The organism is Pasteurella oralis, assembly GCF_002850605.1.
Classification (GTDB): domain Bacteria; phylum Pseudomonadota; class Gammaproteobacteria; order Enterobacterales; family Pasteurellaceae; genus Pasteurella; species Pasteurella oralis.
The window spans coordinates 53,970-67,124 of record NZ_NXGB01000003.1; the positions used below are offsets into that span (position 1 = coordinate 53,970).

Consider the following 13,155-nt stretch of genomic DNA (forward strand, 5'->3'; position numbering starts at 1 on the left):
TAAAAAGGCTATTATTTGATAATAGCCTTATGTTTGAGGACTGTATGCCATTTGCGAAAGAAAGTTACTTTAATACTATTTCATTCCGTATTTTTGCCTTTTTCTGGCTTACTTTCTCTTTGTTATCAATTCTTATTTTTTCGATTCCATATTTCGATTCACGTATTTATTCTGAATTAAGTGAAAAAGAGCTTGCGGCTTATCAACAAGAAATTATTACTTCTATTCGCCATAATCAAATCGCACGGATTTTAGCAGGCGTACCGCTTTCTCATGCTGATCGTCTTGGTGTCATTCGCCCAGTTTTGGTGGATGAAAATGATGGGCACAATGTTTTAGGGGCATCAGCAACTGAAATTCCGCTTTTATCACAATTTATGTATTCGTCATCAAATCCTGCGAAACCGCTAAAAAAAGTATTTGGTGATGTACGTATTGTTGGTCCTTTTTCGATTCATTTAGGTGGCGAAGCAAATAAATCTTACACGTTATATTTTATTGATCGTGTTAGTGTACAAAAGGAAATCATGAGCTTTGTGTTTGCCAATCCTGCAGTATTAGTGGCATTGCTGATTTTAATTTCAACGCCATTGTTGTGGTGGTTAGCACGAAGTATTGGTAAGCCAATTAAAAATTTACAGATGTCAGCAAAAGCTGTGTCACTAGGCGATTTTAAAGTCAATAAAGATCTTGAAACTAAAGGTTCTTTTGAATTACGCCAAGTAGGGCAAAGTTTTAATCAGATGACAGAAGCGTTGGAAGATTTACTTTCTAGTCAGCAAGTATTACTGTCTTCTATTTCTCATGAATTACGTACGCCATTAACTCGTTTACAGCTGGCTTTAGCGTTATTACGTCGTCGATTTGGTGAAGAAAATACTGAAATTCAACGAATTGAAATTGAAGCGCGCCGCTTAGATAAAATGATTAATGATTTATTGTTGTTATCTCGCCAACAGCTAAATAGCCATGTAGTGCGTGAGATTTTCCCAATCAATGAATTATGGGAAGAAGTATTGGATGATGCTATTTTCGAGGCAGAGCATCGTCAACTTTGTTTCACTGTAAGACAAAATATTTCTCAACCACAAAAATATTATATTAATGGTAATAAAGGACTATTGGTTAGCGCAGTAGAGAATATTGTGCGTAATGCCTTGAAATATACACATAGTGAAATCAAAGTTTCGATTTTCTTGAAAAAGCAAGAATTAATGATTGTTATTGATGATAATGGCAAGGGATTAGATGAGTCTGAATATGATAAAATTTTTCAGCCTTTTTATCGTGTCGATGAAACGAGAACTAGAGAAACTGGTGGAACAGGGTTAGGGTTAGCTATTGTGGCAAATGTTGTTAAAGAGCACCATGGTGCTGTTTGGGCAAGTGCCAGCCATTTAGGCGGATTATGTGTAAATTTACGGATTCCTTTATGGATTAATAGTTAGTGAAAATGCCACACTGTGTTGTGGCATTTTTGGTGTGATAATTAAGCTATTCTGGGGGTGGCTGCAAGTGCTTGGAGTCTACGTAAAATTAAATTCAATACTACGCCATAAGCGGGTACGAATAATAAGATACCTACCACTAATTTAAATAAATAATCGACAAAGCCTAATTCCATCCAATGTGCAGCCATAAATGGATCGCTGCTCGCATAGAACGCAATTGCAAAGAACAGGAATGTATCAGCCATTGAACCAAAAATCATCGAGCTAGTTGGCGCAATCCACCAAGTCTTTAATTGGCGTAAACGATTAAAGACTAATACATCCAATAATTGACCAAAGACATAAGCAAAAAAGCTCGCAATTGCAATACGGAAGACAAACATATTGAATGTGCTCAGCGCATTTAAGCCTTGGTATTGGCTATCAGAAAATAACGTAGAAATTACATAGCTGATAATGAGTGCGGGAATCATCACAACAAAGATGATCCATCTTGCTTCTTTGGCGCCAAATACACGTACTGTTAAATCGGTGGCAAGAAAAATAAATGGAAAAGTGACAGTTCCCCAAGTGCTATGAAAGCGAAAGTCTTCACTTGCACCAAACACACTTAATGGCAGCTTGACTTCAAATGGGATTTGTACCAGATAGTTACTCGCAGCAATAATAAAAATATGAAAAAAACTCAAAATAATTAAAGCTCGACGAGTTTGTTGATCGCTAAAGATCGAAAATGAATGTTTCATTGTAATACCTTTTTGATTGTTAATTGGGGTGAGGGAACCCAAAAGTGAATAATAAATTGTTATTCGCTATTTGCGAGGTCGCCATCATACGCATTTCAGCTCAGAATGCAAGCTTGTTTATTGATTAAACGTTTGCACCTAGAAAGAATCTCGCTACAATAAGTTTGGTTTTCATATTTTAGGTCAATTATGTTTATTCTTTATACATTGATTGCGCTCGCTGCAGGTGTCGCACTTGCTTCTCAGGCGGCAATTAATTCTCAATTAGCAAAAGCAATGGGTGATGAACCTTTAATCGCAACCTTTATTTCTTTTGGTACTGGCGCCTTGCTTTTACTGGTCATTAGCGCAATTAAAACAGATTTGCTGACTCAGCTTGCTACAGTGACACAGCATTCTTGGTGGAAATTTATTGGAGGGTCTCTTGGGGTGTTAGTAGTATTCACCACTATATTGCTTTCTCCTAAAATGGGGATTACCAATATGCTGTTCTTTATCATTGTAGGTCAGTTAATTACGGCAATGATTATTGATCATTATGGTTTAATTAATATGCCTGTACGCGAAGTGAATATATTCAAGTTAATTGGCTTAGCCATTGTTGGTATTGGGCTTGTGACTTTCTTTTTTGGTGATAAGCTAATGAAGTTGTTTCATTAGCGTTGACAGCGTAAAAGTGCGGTCGATTTTGTGAGAGTTTCGTTGAGAGGCAGCATATATCATACAGCAAAATTTATATCAAGATGGAGTTAATTATGCAAAAAGTAACATTAAGAATCGAAGGAATGCATTGTGGTGGTTGTGTAAAAAGTGTCACGCGTATTTTACAAGAATTTGATGGCGTTGCTATTGCCAATGTGAATCTAGAGGCAGCTAATGCAGAGGTCACATTTGATCACACTAAAGTAAGCGTTGCTGATTTAATTGATGCAGTGGAAAATGCAGGCTTTGATGCACAACAAGCATAACACTTATGCAATAGAAATAGACTGTGTGTTCAGTCTATTTTTTTATCGAAATTAACTGTACACAAATGGAATAGCGCATGCAGCAAAAAATTACTATTCAAATCGAAGGAATGACCTGTCAAGCTTGTGCAAGCCGTATAGAAAAAGTGTTAAATAAAAAACCTTTTGTGCAACAAGCTACGGTTAATTTTGCCAGTGAGCAGGCACAAGTGATGTTTGAAGATAGTACACATTCAGTGCAGGATATTTTGCAGATTATTCAAAATACAGGTTTTGCGGGGACGTTCAAAACAGATGATGAAGTTGTGCTTGTGGAAAAGCAGGTAAGTCATTGGCGCCTATGGCTTTTGTTGTTAATTAACCTCCCTTTTGCTGTCGGCATGCTAGGTATGTTATTGGGACAACATCATTGGATGTTACCTGCATGGTGGCAATGTGCCTTAGCTTCAATTGTACAATTTTGGTTAGCAATTCCTTTTTATAAAAGCGCATGGGGCAGTATTAAAGGTGGATTAGCTAATATGGATGTGTTAGTCAGCTTAGGAACATTAAGTATTTATTTTTATTCTCTATTTATGTTGTTGTATAGCTCAGAACATACAGCGTATGCTATGCCGCCTGTGTATTTTGAAGCAGGTGTTATGGTATTAGGTTTTGTTAGTCTGGGTAAATTTTTAGAAGAACGCACTAAAAAACACAGCTTAAATAGCTTAGGTTTACTGCTTAAATTAACACCAAAACAAGTCAAAGTATTACGTGAACAACAATGGCAAGAGATTCCTTTAGATCAAGTACAAGTGGGTGAGTTATTACGTGCTAATCAAGGTGAACGTATTGCCGCAGATGGTATTGTACAAAGTGGGAGTGGTTGGAGTGATGAAAGTCATTTAACTGGCGAGTCCAAACCTGAAATTAAAAATGTAGGGAGTAAGGTGTTGGCTGGTGCAATGTTGAGCGAGGGTACATTAATTTATCGAGCAGAACAATTAGGTAGCCATACTTTATTGGGTGATATGATGAATGCATTATCAGAAGCACAGGGAAGTAAGGCCCCAATTGCTCGTTTCGCAGATAAAGTAGCCGCAGTGTTTGTGCCTGCCGTTATTGGTATTGCGTTATTCACTTTTGTCTTAACTTATTGGATTAGCCAAAATGCAGTGACAGCATTGATTCATGCCGTGGCAGTATTGGTGATTGCTTGTCCTTGTGCATTAGGTTTAGCGACCCCTGCTGCGATTATGGTTGGTATGGGCAATGCAGTAAAACGTGGGATTTGGTTCAAAGATGCCGCTGCAATGGAAGAAAGTGCAGCCGTAAATACGGTAGTATTAGATAAAACTGGCACCTTAACTGAAGGTAAACCACAGATCGCTACATCTTGGCTTGACCAAAATATGGGCTATTCAGCAACACAATTGCTACAGATTGCAGCTTCGGTTGAGCAACATGCCAATCATCCTTTGGCGCAAGCGATTGTACAGTTGGCAGCTGAACAGCAGCTGGCTTTATTCAACACTACACAAATTCAGATCACACTTGGTGCAGGTATTCAGGCAGTGGTGGAGGATATTGGTGTTGTGAAAGTAGGTAAGCCAGAATATTGTCAATTATTACTGCCTACACTGACAGATCCTGTTTGGCAAATTGCAAGTATTGTTGCGGTTGCTGTCGATGAACAACCAATTGGTGCATTTGCAATTGCTGATAGTTTGAAAACGGATTCTCTGGTGGCGATTGAACGCTTAAGAAAACAACATATTGATGTGTATATCATGAGTGGTGATCAACAAAGTGCAGTGGAATATATTGCTCAGCAACTTAGTGTTACACAAGCCTATGGAAATTTATCACCACGTGATAAAGCTGCAAAAATTCAGCAGCTTAGAGCGGAAGGCAAAGTCGTTGCTATGGTGGGTGATGGCATTAACGATGCGCCTGCATTGGCAACTGCTAATGTAAGTTTTGCTATGCAAAATGGGGCAGATGTGGCAGAGCATACTGCTTCAGCAACGCTGATGCAACATTCAGTTAATCAGATGGTAGATGCCTTGTTGGTTTCACAAGCGACTTTAAAAAATATTAAGCAGAATCTGTTTTTTGCTTTTGTTTATAATGTGTTAGGTATTCCATTAGCTGCTTTCGGTTTATTGAATCCGATTATTGCGGGTGCGGCGATGGCAATGAGTTCAGTTTCTGTGTTAATGAATGCATTACGCTTAAAATCGCTGAAACTTGAGTAATAGTAGGGGTTTACTGAGATTAAGAAAAAGTCTATCGAATAATATGATTCGATAGGCTTTTTTCGTGATTTTAGCGGCAGTTGCTAGCTGATAAAATAACAAAGCGTAAATCATAAGGGTTATTGCCATCTGCCTTACGCCATTCTTCATAGTCAATGTGCCAATCGTTCCAATTGATAGTAGGGAAATAAGTATCGCCTTCTAATTCTGCTTGGATTTCAGTGAGATAGAGCTTGTCTGCTTGCGGCAAATATTGCTTAAACAGTTCACCACCACCAATGAGCATAATTTCAGCAGAATCTTTGACAAAATCGACCGCACTTTCCAGACTGTTTTTCCAAATAATACCTTGCTGTTGATAAGGCTGGCGTGATAGCACGATATTGGTTCTATTCGGCAACGGGTGTCCGATGCTTTCAAAGGTTTTACGCCCCATAATGACAGGTTTACCTGTTGTATTTTTACGAAACCAAGCTAAGTCGGCTGGCAGGTGCCAAGGCATTTGATTATCTTTTCCAATGACAGCATTTTTTGTCATCGCAACGATAAGGCTGAAAGTCATATGATAGTCCTGTTATTAAGCCAGAGAAATGCGATTACTATAACATAATTTGGGGTGTAGAAAAGGAGGTTATCTTGTCGGTTTAAGCAAGAGAAAATTAATGCTTTTTTTAGTTATTAATGGTAATTTAGCCACAATTTTTGAACAAAAAAGAATAAGATGATGCTCAATATGAAAACAGATAAAACGATCGTAGTGAAATTTGGTACTAGTACCTTAACACAGGGTTCTGCCAAGTTAAATTTGCCACATATGATGGAAATTGTACGCCAACTTGCTCAGCTGCACCAAGCAGGTTTCCGTCTAGTTATTGTCACTTCTGGCGCGATTGCGGCTGGTCGTCATTATTTGAATCATCCTCAGTTGCCGCCTACAATTGCCTCAAAGCAATTGCTGGCTGCGGTGGGGCAGAGTCAGTTGATTCAAACATGGGAAAAGCTTTTTGCTATTTATGATATTCATATTGGTCAAATTTTATTGACTCGTGCAGATATTGAAGATCGCGAACGTTTCTTAAATGCAAGAGACACTTTACGTGCTTTACTTGATAATCAAATTATTCCCGTGATTAATGAGAATGACGCGGTGGCGACGTCAGAAATCAAAGTAGGGGATAATGATAATTTATCAGCGCTGGTTGCGATTTTAGTACAAGCAGAACAGCTTTATTTGTTAACTGATCAACAAGGACTTTTTGATAGTGATCCGCGTAAAAATCCAGCGGCTAAACTGATTTCAGAAGTGGATAAAATTACTGATCATATTCGTTCAATTGCGGGTGGCAGTGGGACCTCTTTAGGGACTGGTGGTATGTCTACCAAAATTAGTGCTGCCGATGTTGCAACGCGCTCGGGTATTGAAACGATTATTGCGCCAGGTAACCGAGCAAATGTGATTAGTGATTTAGCTTATGGTGCAGATATTGGGACAAAATTTACGGTACAAGCAGATCGTTTAGAAGGGCGTAAGCAATGGTTATATGCTGCACCAGCGGCGGGTGTGATTACGATTGATGAGGGAGCAGAAAGTGCGGTATTGATTCAATATAAATCATTACTACCTGCTGGGATTATTAATGTAGACGGACGCTTTTCGCGTGGTGAAGTTGTGAAAATTCGCACTCAACAAGGTAAAGATATTGCATTAGGCGTACCGCGCTACAATAGTGATGCATTACATTTGTTGAAAGGTAAAAAATCACAAGATATTGAGCAAATTTTAGGTTATGAATACGGCTCAGTTGCGGTACATCGAGATGATATGATTGTGCTATAAACTTAGGATAATACAATGAAGCAAATTAATTTACTGTTATTTAGTGTGATTGCACTTAATCTCACGAGCTGTGCTCAACCTAGTGTTTCTGCACATCCGCAAATTGAAGCACATAAACCTTTTTCAGTGACGCAAACGGAAAAACGTATAATACAATGGCATGTCAAGATAAAGACGATTGGTATTTGGATGGTTATCGTGTTGGGAAGTCGTTTCGTCAGCATAAACAAAAAATGTTAGCTCAACGTAGTACTTATTGTGAGCAGCAAACACAGCAAGCGATAGCACAAGTTTTTTTAATTTCGTGGGAAAATGGCTATCAACAAGGTTTAAAACGATAAAATGAAATAAAAGCGGTGAACTCACCGCTTTATTATTTATAGGATATCTAATAATTCCACTTCAAATACTAATGTACTAAATGGCGGAATTGATGCGCCTGCACCACGCTCACCATAAGCTAAGTTGTGAGGAATAGTTAAGCGCCATTTTGAACCCACTGGCATCATAGCTAGAGCTTCAATCCAACCAGCAATCACACCACTGACTGGAAACTCCGCAGGTTGACCTCGTTTAACTGAGCTATCAAATACAGTACCATCAATTAAAGTCCCTGTGTAGTGTACACGCACTTGATCTTGACGACTTGGTACAGAACCTGTGCCTTCAACTAATACTTCGTATTGCAAACCTGACTCAGTGATGTTAACGCCATTTTTTTTTGCATTTTCTGTTAAGAATTGCTGACCTGCTGCTTCAATTTCTTTGAATTGGGCTTGTTGCGCTTCAGTTGCTTGCTGCTGTAAGGTTTGTAAAGCTTGGCTAACCACAGTTAAATCTAATGCAGGTGGATTTTGGTTTAATACATCAAAGATACCTTTTGCGACAGCTTCCGCGCTGACATCAAGTTGACTATCTAGTAATTGTTGACCAATTTGTAGACCGATACCGTAACTGCCTTGCGCAGAAACGCTGTCTAATGAAACTTGTTCAAAAAATTGTTTGCTCATGCTATTTTCCTATTGTCGTTAAATATTATTTTTGGTGTGCTAAAATTTCACCCATCCGCACAGGGCTGTCTACTTGTAAATGATCTGCGAGCTGTACATGATCTTTTTCAAATAAATTGATGACAGTCGAGCCTAATTGAAATGCGCCCATTTCTTGTCCCTTCACTAATTTAATCGCGTTTTCACCTTCATAACGCCAAGTCGTCACTTGATTTGGACGTGGCGGGTTAACAACACCTGCCCAAACTGTACTCATGCTTGCAGTAATTGTGGCACCTACTAAAATCTGCACCATTTTGCCAAATTCCGTATCAAATACACAGATAAGGCGTTCATTTTGCGCAAATAGATTTGGTACATGTTCAGCTAAGAAAGGATTCACGGAAAATAAGTCACCTGGTACATAAATCATTTGACGTAATGTCGCATCACAAGGCATATGTACACGATGATAATCACGCGGTGAAAGGTAAATCGTTGCAAATTCACCATGTTTGAATGTGTCTGTTAATGCTTGATCGCCAGCAAGTAAATCAGACAAGCTGAAATAATGCCCTTTAGCTTGTAATAAAAGATCATGAGCAATATGCCCAATTTGGCTGATTCGTCCATCTGCTGGGAGGCAAAGTGCGGTTGGATTTTGATTAATTGGACGCGCATTTTCCGCCAGTGGGCGAATAAAAAACTCATTGAAGCTCGCATAGTCACTAAAAGCAGGTCTAGCCGCTTCTGCCATGTTGACATTATATTTTTTAGCAAACAACTTGATCACAAAATGAGTGACTGAACCCCATTGCTGTTTGGCGAACCAACCTGCAAGTTGAGTTAAATAAAGTTGCGGCATGACGTATTGGAAAGCAATTTTAATTCGTTGCCAATAACTAAGTTGAGATTTTTTTTCTAATATATTCATGGTGATAAATCATCTTTTTAAGTTAGAATAAAAGGCTTTCAAACCTCAGTGCTGGGCGATTATAGCAAGTTATTCAATTTATGTAAGTAGTTGTGTTCATTTACGCCAGTTTACCGGAGAGTCCCCCATGAATGAAAATTCACTTTTACAATTTGATCGGCAACACATTTGGCATCCCTATGCAGCAGTAAATAGTGAACTACCATTATTTGCAGTACAGCGTGCAGAAGGGGTGATAATTCAATTAATGGATGGTAGGCAGCTTATTGATGGCATGTCTTCTTGGTGGTCTGCGATACATGGTTATAATCATCCACGTTTAAATCAAGCCGCGACGCAACAGCTGGCGCAAATGAGTCATGTCATGTTTGGTGGTTTAACCCATGAACCTGCTGTACGATTAGCACAACAACTTGTTCAACTCCTACCCGCGCCATTAGATAAAATTTTCTTTGCTGATAGTGGTTCTGTTGCGGTCGAAGTCGCAATGAAAATGGCAGTACAATATCAACAAGCTAGAGGTGAGCAGCAACGCTATAAATTCGCCACTATTCGTGCAGGTTATCATGGCGATACTTGGCATGCCATGTCAGTGTGTGATCCTGTGACAGGTATGCACAGTTTATTTGCTAAAGGATTACCCGTTCAATATTTTTTACCACAACCTTGTGTGAAGTTTGATGAAATCTGGCATGATGAAGCCATTACGCCATTAGAAGAGCTACTTGCTGAAAAAGGTCATGAAATTGCTGCTTTAATTTTGGAGCCTATCGTGCAAGGTGCAGGAGGAATGTATTTTTATTCTCCACAATATTTAGTACAAGCAAAAGCATTATGTGAACAGTATGGGATATTGCTGATTTTTGATGAAATTGCAACAGGGTTTGGGCGTACTGGTAAGTTATTTGCTTATCAACATGCACAAGTGCTACCTGATATTATGTGTCTTGGTAAAGCACTGACTGGTGGCTATTTGACTCTCTCTGCTACAATTACGAGTCAACAAGTTGCTGAAACAATCTGTTCTGGTGAAGCGAAATGTTTTATGCATGGACCAACTTTTATGGCAAATCCATTAGCTTGTGCCATTGCTGCTGAAAGTATCCAATTATTATTAGACAGTGACTGGCAAAGCAATGTGCAGCGGATTGAACAACAATTTAAACAAGAATTACATGCTGCGCAAATGCTCTCTGCGGTAAAAGAAGTCCGAGTGTTAGGGGCAATTGGCGTGATTGAAATGAAACAAGCTGTCAATATGGCGACTTTACAACTACGTTTTGTGAAAAATGGCGTATGGGTTCGCCCGTTTGGTAAGCTGGTATATTTAATGCCGCCTTTTATTATCCAGCCTCATGAATTATCGCAGCTTATTGCAGGCACTATTCAAGCTCTAAGGGAAGAATATGGCAATCTATAATCATTTCAGTCAGCAACTTGCCGGTTTGCGTGAACAAAATCAATTTCGCCAACTGCCACAATTAACACATCTGGGGCGTTTTATTCATAAAGATGGCAAAACCATGCTTAATATGTCATCGAATGATTATTTAGGCTTAGCGAATAATGCAGCATTACGCCAAGCTTTTCTCAATCAATATCAAGATCAATTACCAAGTTTGACTTCGTCTTCCTCGCGTTTGTTAACGGGGTCTTTTCCGATTTATGATTCACTTGAAACATTGATGGCGAACGCTTTTGGTCGTGAAAGCGCCTTACTGTTTAACAGTGGCTATCATGCCAATATTGGGATTTTACCTGCTTTAGCCGATAAGCAAACGTTAATCGTGGCAGATAAATTAGTCCATGCTAGTCTGATTGATGGTATTCGTTTAGCACAGTGTGATTTTCTACGCTTCCGTCATAATGATTATGCGCATTTGGCACAAATCTTGCACAAAAAACACCGCACTTTTGCGCGTATTATTGTGGTGACGGAATCTGTATTCAGTATGGACGGTGATCTGGCTGATTTAAATCAACTGGTGGTATTAAAACAGCAATTTGACAATGTCATGTTGTATGTCGATGAAGCCCATGCCATTGGTGTTTATGGTGCAACAGGGCTTGGATTAGCACAGCAACAACAATGTATTGAACAGATTGATCTCTTAGTTGGTACTTTCGGTAAAGCTTTGGCTTCTATGGGCGCCTATGTGGTTTGTGATCAGGTGCTCAAAGACTATTTAGTCAATAAAATGCGTCCTTTAATTTTTTCCACTGCCTTGCCGCCATTGAATGTGGCTTGGACTCACTTTTTATTTGAAAACTTACCGCACTTTAGCCAGCAACGGCAACATTTAGCCCAGCTTAGTGATTACTTACGCCAACAAATTGTTCGCTTATTTAATGTTACCATGCCAAGTGAAAGCTGTATTGTGCCTTATATTTTAGGTGACAATCAGAACACGGTACAATTGGCACAGCAATTACAGCAGCAAGGCTATTATTGTTTACCTATTCGTCCGCCGACAGTACCACAAGGTACTTCGCGTATTCGTTTCTCTCTTAGTGCAGACATGACGTTTGATGATGTGACGGGATTAGTTGGCTGTTTACAGGAGTTGAGCGCGTGAAAATACAACATTTTGATCAACAAGGGCAGCATGTTATCGTCTATTTCGCTGGTTGGGGCACGCCACCAAGCGTAGTTCAGCATTTACGTCTACCTGAAAATTACGATTTAGTGATTTGTTACGATTATCAACAGTTAGACTGTGAGTTTGATTTCAAACGCTACCAAACTATTCGTGTTGTGGCATGGTCAATGGGTGTTTGGGTGGCAGAACGTATTATGCAACCTTATCAATTGACCTCTGCAACGGCAATTAATGGTACTGGCTATCCTTGTCATGATCAATTTGGGATTCCTTGTACTATATTTGAAGGGACCTTAACAGGATTGAATGAAGAAAATCGGCATAAATTTGAGCGTCGAATTTGTGGCAATAAAACAGCGCTGCAAGATTATCAACAGTTAGCACAACGCCCGACACTTGATGAAATTTACTCAGAACTGACCGCACTTTATCAAGGTTTACAGCAAGATCAACGTACCGATCTGATTCTATGGAGCAAGGCGATCATTGGTACAAAAGATAAAATTTTTCCTGCGCAACATCAACGTGATTATTGGCAATCTCGTTGCCAAATCACAGAAGTTGAAGCGGAGCATTTGTTGTTTCCACAGTTTAGTCATTGGGCGCAATGTTGGGAATACCAATGCAAAAGTTAACGAAACAGCGTATTAAACAACGCTTTACGCAGGCCTTGGCGCACTATGATCAACAAGCCTTCGCTCAACAACAAATCCAACAGCGTTTAATTGATTTACTACCTTTAATGCAATGCCAAAAATTTGAAAATGTACTGGAGTTAGGTTGTGGAACGGGGGGATTAACACAAGGTTTAATGACAGCACTTTATGCACAGCATTGGGAACTCAATGATCTTTGTGATGTGCAGCAGCATTTACAGATGACACTGCCTCAGCCTTTTAAATTTCATTGTGGTGATGCAGAACAGTTTTGTTTCAGCAAAAAATATGATCTGATTGCGGCAGCTTCAGTGGTGCAATGGTTTGAAGACAAACAAGGTTTTATTCAGCGGGTGAAAACTGGCTTAAGAAAACAAGGGTTCTTGTTGTTAAGTACGTTTAGTGCGACCAATTTATACGAAGTGAAACAAATTACGGGAATTGGGTTAGACTATCCGAGTGCAGCACAATGGCAGCAATGGTTGGTGCCAGAATTTGAGCTATTGGCATTCGCACAGGAGGAGATTGTATTGACCTTTGCGCAACCCATCGAAGTATTAAAACATCTGCAAAAAACAGGCGTCAATGCGATTAGCCAACATGGATGGACTAAAACTAAATTGCAGCATTTTTGCCACCAATATCAGCAAAATTATGTCAATTCGCAACAACAAGTGACTTTAACCTATGCGCCATTGTATTTATTGGCACGCTTAAAATAGCATCAAATAAAC

14 protein-coding genes are annotated in these 13,155 nt (G+C 39.3%); 10 read left to right on the forward strand and 4 right to left on the reverse strand.

Annotated features, from left to right (window positions below):
* The first annotated feature begins 44 nt into the window (after nucleotides 1–44).
* Nucleotides 45–1,448 carry an envelope stress sensor histidine kinase CpxA gene (cpxA, locus tag C0975_RS04565; protein WP_101775218.1) on the forward strand — a complete coding sequence of 468 codons (1,404 nt, stop codon included), beginning with the start codon at nucleotides 45–47 and terminating at the stop codon, nucleotides 1,446–1,448.
* A gap of 41 nt (nucleotides 1,449–1,489) precedes the next feature.
* Here cpxA and C0975_RS04570 read toward each other — a convergent pair whose 3' ends face one another.
* Nucleotides 1,490–2,197, reverse strand: a complete 708-nt coding sequence (locus tag C0975_RS04570; protein ID WP_101775219.1) for a 7-cyano-7-deazaguanine/7-aminomethyl-7-deazaguanine transporter — start codon at nucleotides 2,195–2,197, stop codon at nucleotides 1,490–1,492.
* A 189-nt stretch (nucleotides 2,198–2,386) separates the two neighbouring features.
* On the opposite strand from C0975_RS04570, the gene C0975_RS04575 reads away from it, so the two are divergent.
* The 3 genes from C0975_RS04575 (at nucleotide 2,387) to C0975_RS04585 (ending at nucleotide 5,405) form a co-directional block, all read left to right on the forward strand.
* A complete protein-coding gene (locus C0975_RS04575; protein ID WP_101775220.1) occupies nucleotides 2,387–2,857 on the forward strand; it encodes a DMT family transporter in 471 nt (156 codons plus the stop codon).
* A 95-nt stretch (nucleotides 2,858–2,952) separates the two neighbouring features.
* Nucleotides 2,953–3,165 carry a heavy-metal-associated domain-containing protein gene (locus C0975_RS04580; RefSeq protein ID WP_101775221.1) on the forward strand — a complete coding sequence of 71 codons (213 nt, stop codon included), beginning with the start codon at nucleotides 2,953–2,955 and terminating at the stop codon, nucleotides 3,163–3,165.
* 77 nt (nucleotides 3,166–3,242) lie between these two features.
* Nucleotides 3,243–5,405, forward strand: coding sequence for a heavy metal translocating P-type ATPase (locus tag C0975_RS04585; protein WP_101775222.1), 2,163 nt, complete (start codon nucleotides 3,243–3,245; stop codon nucleotides 5,403–5,405).
* A gap of 70 nt (nucleotides 5,406–5,475) precedes the next feature.
* Here C0975_RS04585 and folA read toward each other — a convergent pair whose 3' ends face one another.
* Nucleotides 5,476–5,967: a type 3 dihydrofolate reductase gene (gene folA, locus C0975_RS04590; protein WP_101775223.1), complete on the reverse strand. Its 492-nt coding sequence runs from the start codon at nucleotides 5,965–5,967 to the stop codon at nucleotides 5,476–5,478.
* Nucleotides 5,968–6,138: 171 nt separating this feature from the next.
* Here folA and proB point away from each other — a divergent pair, with 171 nt between their 5' ends.
* Together proB and C0975_RS11580 are read left to right on the forward strand one after the other, a co-directional pair.
* Nucleotides 6,139–7,242: a glutamate 5-kinase gene (gene proB, locus C0975_RS04595; protein ID WP_101775455.1), complete on the forward strand. Its 1,104-nt coding sequence runs from the start codon at nucleotides 6,139–6,141 to the stop codon at nucleotides 7,240–7,242.
* A 155-nt stretch (nucleotides 7,243–7,397) separates the two neighbouring features.
* Nucleotides 7,398–7,583: a hypothetical protein gene (locus C0975_RS11580; RefSeq protein WP_245853298.1), complete on the forward strand. Its 186-nt coding sequence runs from the start codon at nucleotides 7,398–7,400 to the stop codon at nucleotides 7,581–7,583.
* Nucleotides 7,584–7,619: 36 nt separating this feature from the next.
* Here C0975_RS11580 and bamJ read toward each other — a convergent pair whose 3' ends face one another.
* Nucleotides 7,620–8,252, reverse strand: coding sequence for a BamJ family beta-barrel-assembly machinery protein (gene bamJ / locus C0975_RS04605; protein WP_101775224.1), 633 nt, complete (start codon nucleotides 8,250–8,252; stop codon nucleotides 7,620–7,622).
* 25 nt (nucleotides 8,253–8,277) lie between these two features.
* The gene (gene asd / locus C0975_RS04610) at nucleotides 8,278–9,165 is read right to left on the reverse strand and encodes an archaetidylserine decarboxylase (protein ID WP_101775225.1); all 888 of its coding nucleotides are present in this window, start codon (nucleotides 9,163–9,165) and stop codon (nucleotides 8,278–8,280) included.
* A 127-nt stretch (nucleotides 9,166–9,292) separates the two neighbouring features.
* Between asd and bioA the strand changes: the two genes are divergently transcribed.
* The 4 genes from bioA to bioC are packed head-to-tail and all read left to right on the forward strand — an operon-like array spanning nucleotide 9,293 to nucleotide 13,143.
* A complete protein-coding gene (gene bioA / locus C0975_RS04615) occupies nucleotides 9,293–10,585 on the forward strand; it encodes an adenosylmethionine--8-amino-7-oxononanoate transaminase (RefSeq protein ID WP_101775226.1) in 1,293 nt (430 codons plus the stop codon).
* Nucleotides 10,572–11,741, forward strand: a complete 1,170-nt coding sequence (gene bioF, locus C0975_RS04620) for an 8-amino-7-oxononanoate synthase (RefSeq protein WP_167383035.1) — start codon at nucleotides 10,572–10,574, stop codon at nucleotides 11,739–11,741. The genes bioA and bioF overlap by 14 nt, the downstream gene beginning before the upstream one ends.
* Nucleotides 11,738–12,400, forward strand: coding sequence for a pimeloyl-ACP methyl esterase BioG family protein (locus C0975_RS04625; RefSeq protein ID WP_101775227.1), 663 nt, complete (start codon nucleotides 11,738–11,740; stop codon nucleotides 12,398–12,400). Before bioF ends, C0975_RS04625 begins: the two co-directional genes overlap by 4 nt.
* Entirely contained in the window at nucleotides 12,388–13,143 is a 756-nt protein-coding gene (gene bioC / locus C0975_RS04630) for a malonyl-ACP O-methyltransferase BioC (protein ID WP_101775228.1), read from the forward strand. Before C0975_RS04625 ends, bioC begins: the two co-directional genes overlap by 13 nt.
* Nucleotides 13,144–13,155 lie beyond the last annotated feature (12 nt).

Coding starts and splice junctions, on each gene's coding strand:
- asd (WP_101775225.1), bottom strand. CDS start 9,165: ATGAATATATTAGAAAAAAAATCTCAACTTAGTTATTGGCAACGAATT.
- C0975_RS04570 (WP_101775219.1), bottom strand. CDS start 2,197: ATGAAACATTCATTTTCGATCTTTAGCGATCAACAAACTCGTCGAGCT.
- bamJ (WP_101775224.1), bottom strand. CDS start 8,252: ATGAGCAAACAATTTTTTGAACAAGTTTCATTAGACAGCGTTTCTGCG.
- C0975_RS04575 (WP_101775220.1), top strand. CDS start 2,387: ATGTTTATTCTTTATACATTGATTGCGCTCGCTGCAGGTGTCGCACTT.
- C0975_RS11580 (WP_245853298.1), top strand. CDS start 7,398: ATGGCATGTCAAGATAAAGACGATTGGTATTTGGATGGTTATCGTGTT.
- bioA (WP_101775226.1), top strand. CDS start 9,293: ATGAATGAAAATTCACTTTTACAATTTGATCGGCAACACATTTGGCAT.
- C0975_RS04580 (WP_101775221.1), top strand. CDS start 2,953: ATGCAAAAAGTAACATTAAGAATCGAAGGAATGCATTGTGGTGGTTGT.
- proB (WP_101775455.1), top strand. CDS start 6,139: ATGAAAACAGATAAAACGATCGTAGTGAAATTTGGTACTAGTACCTTA.
- folA (WP_101775223.1), bottom strand. CDS start 5,967: ATGACTTTCAGCCTTATCGTTGCGATGACAAAAAATGCTGTCATTGGA.
- cpxA (WP_101775218.1), top strand. CDS start 45: ATGCCATTTGCGAAAGAAAGTTACTTTAATACTATTTCATTCCGTATT.
- C0975_RS04585 (WP_101775222.1), top strand. CDS start 3,243: ATGCAGCAAAAAATTACTATTCAAATCGAAGGAATGACCTGTCAAGCT.
- bioC (WP_101775228.1), top strand. CDS start 12,388: ATGCAAAAGTTAACGAAACAGCGTATTAAACAACGCTTTACGCAGGCC.
- bioF (WP_167383035.1), top strand. CDS start 10,572: ATGGCAATCTATAATCATTTCAGTCAGCAACTTGCCGGTTTGCGTGAA.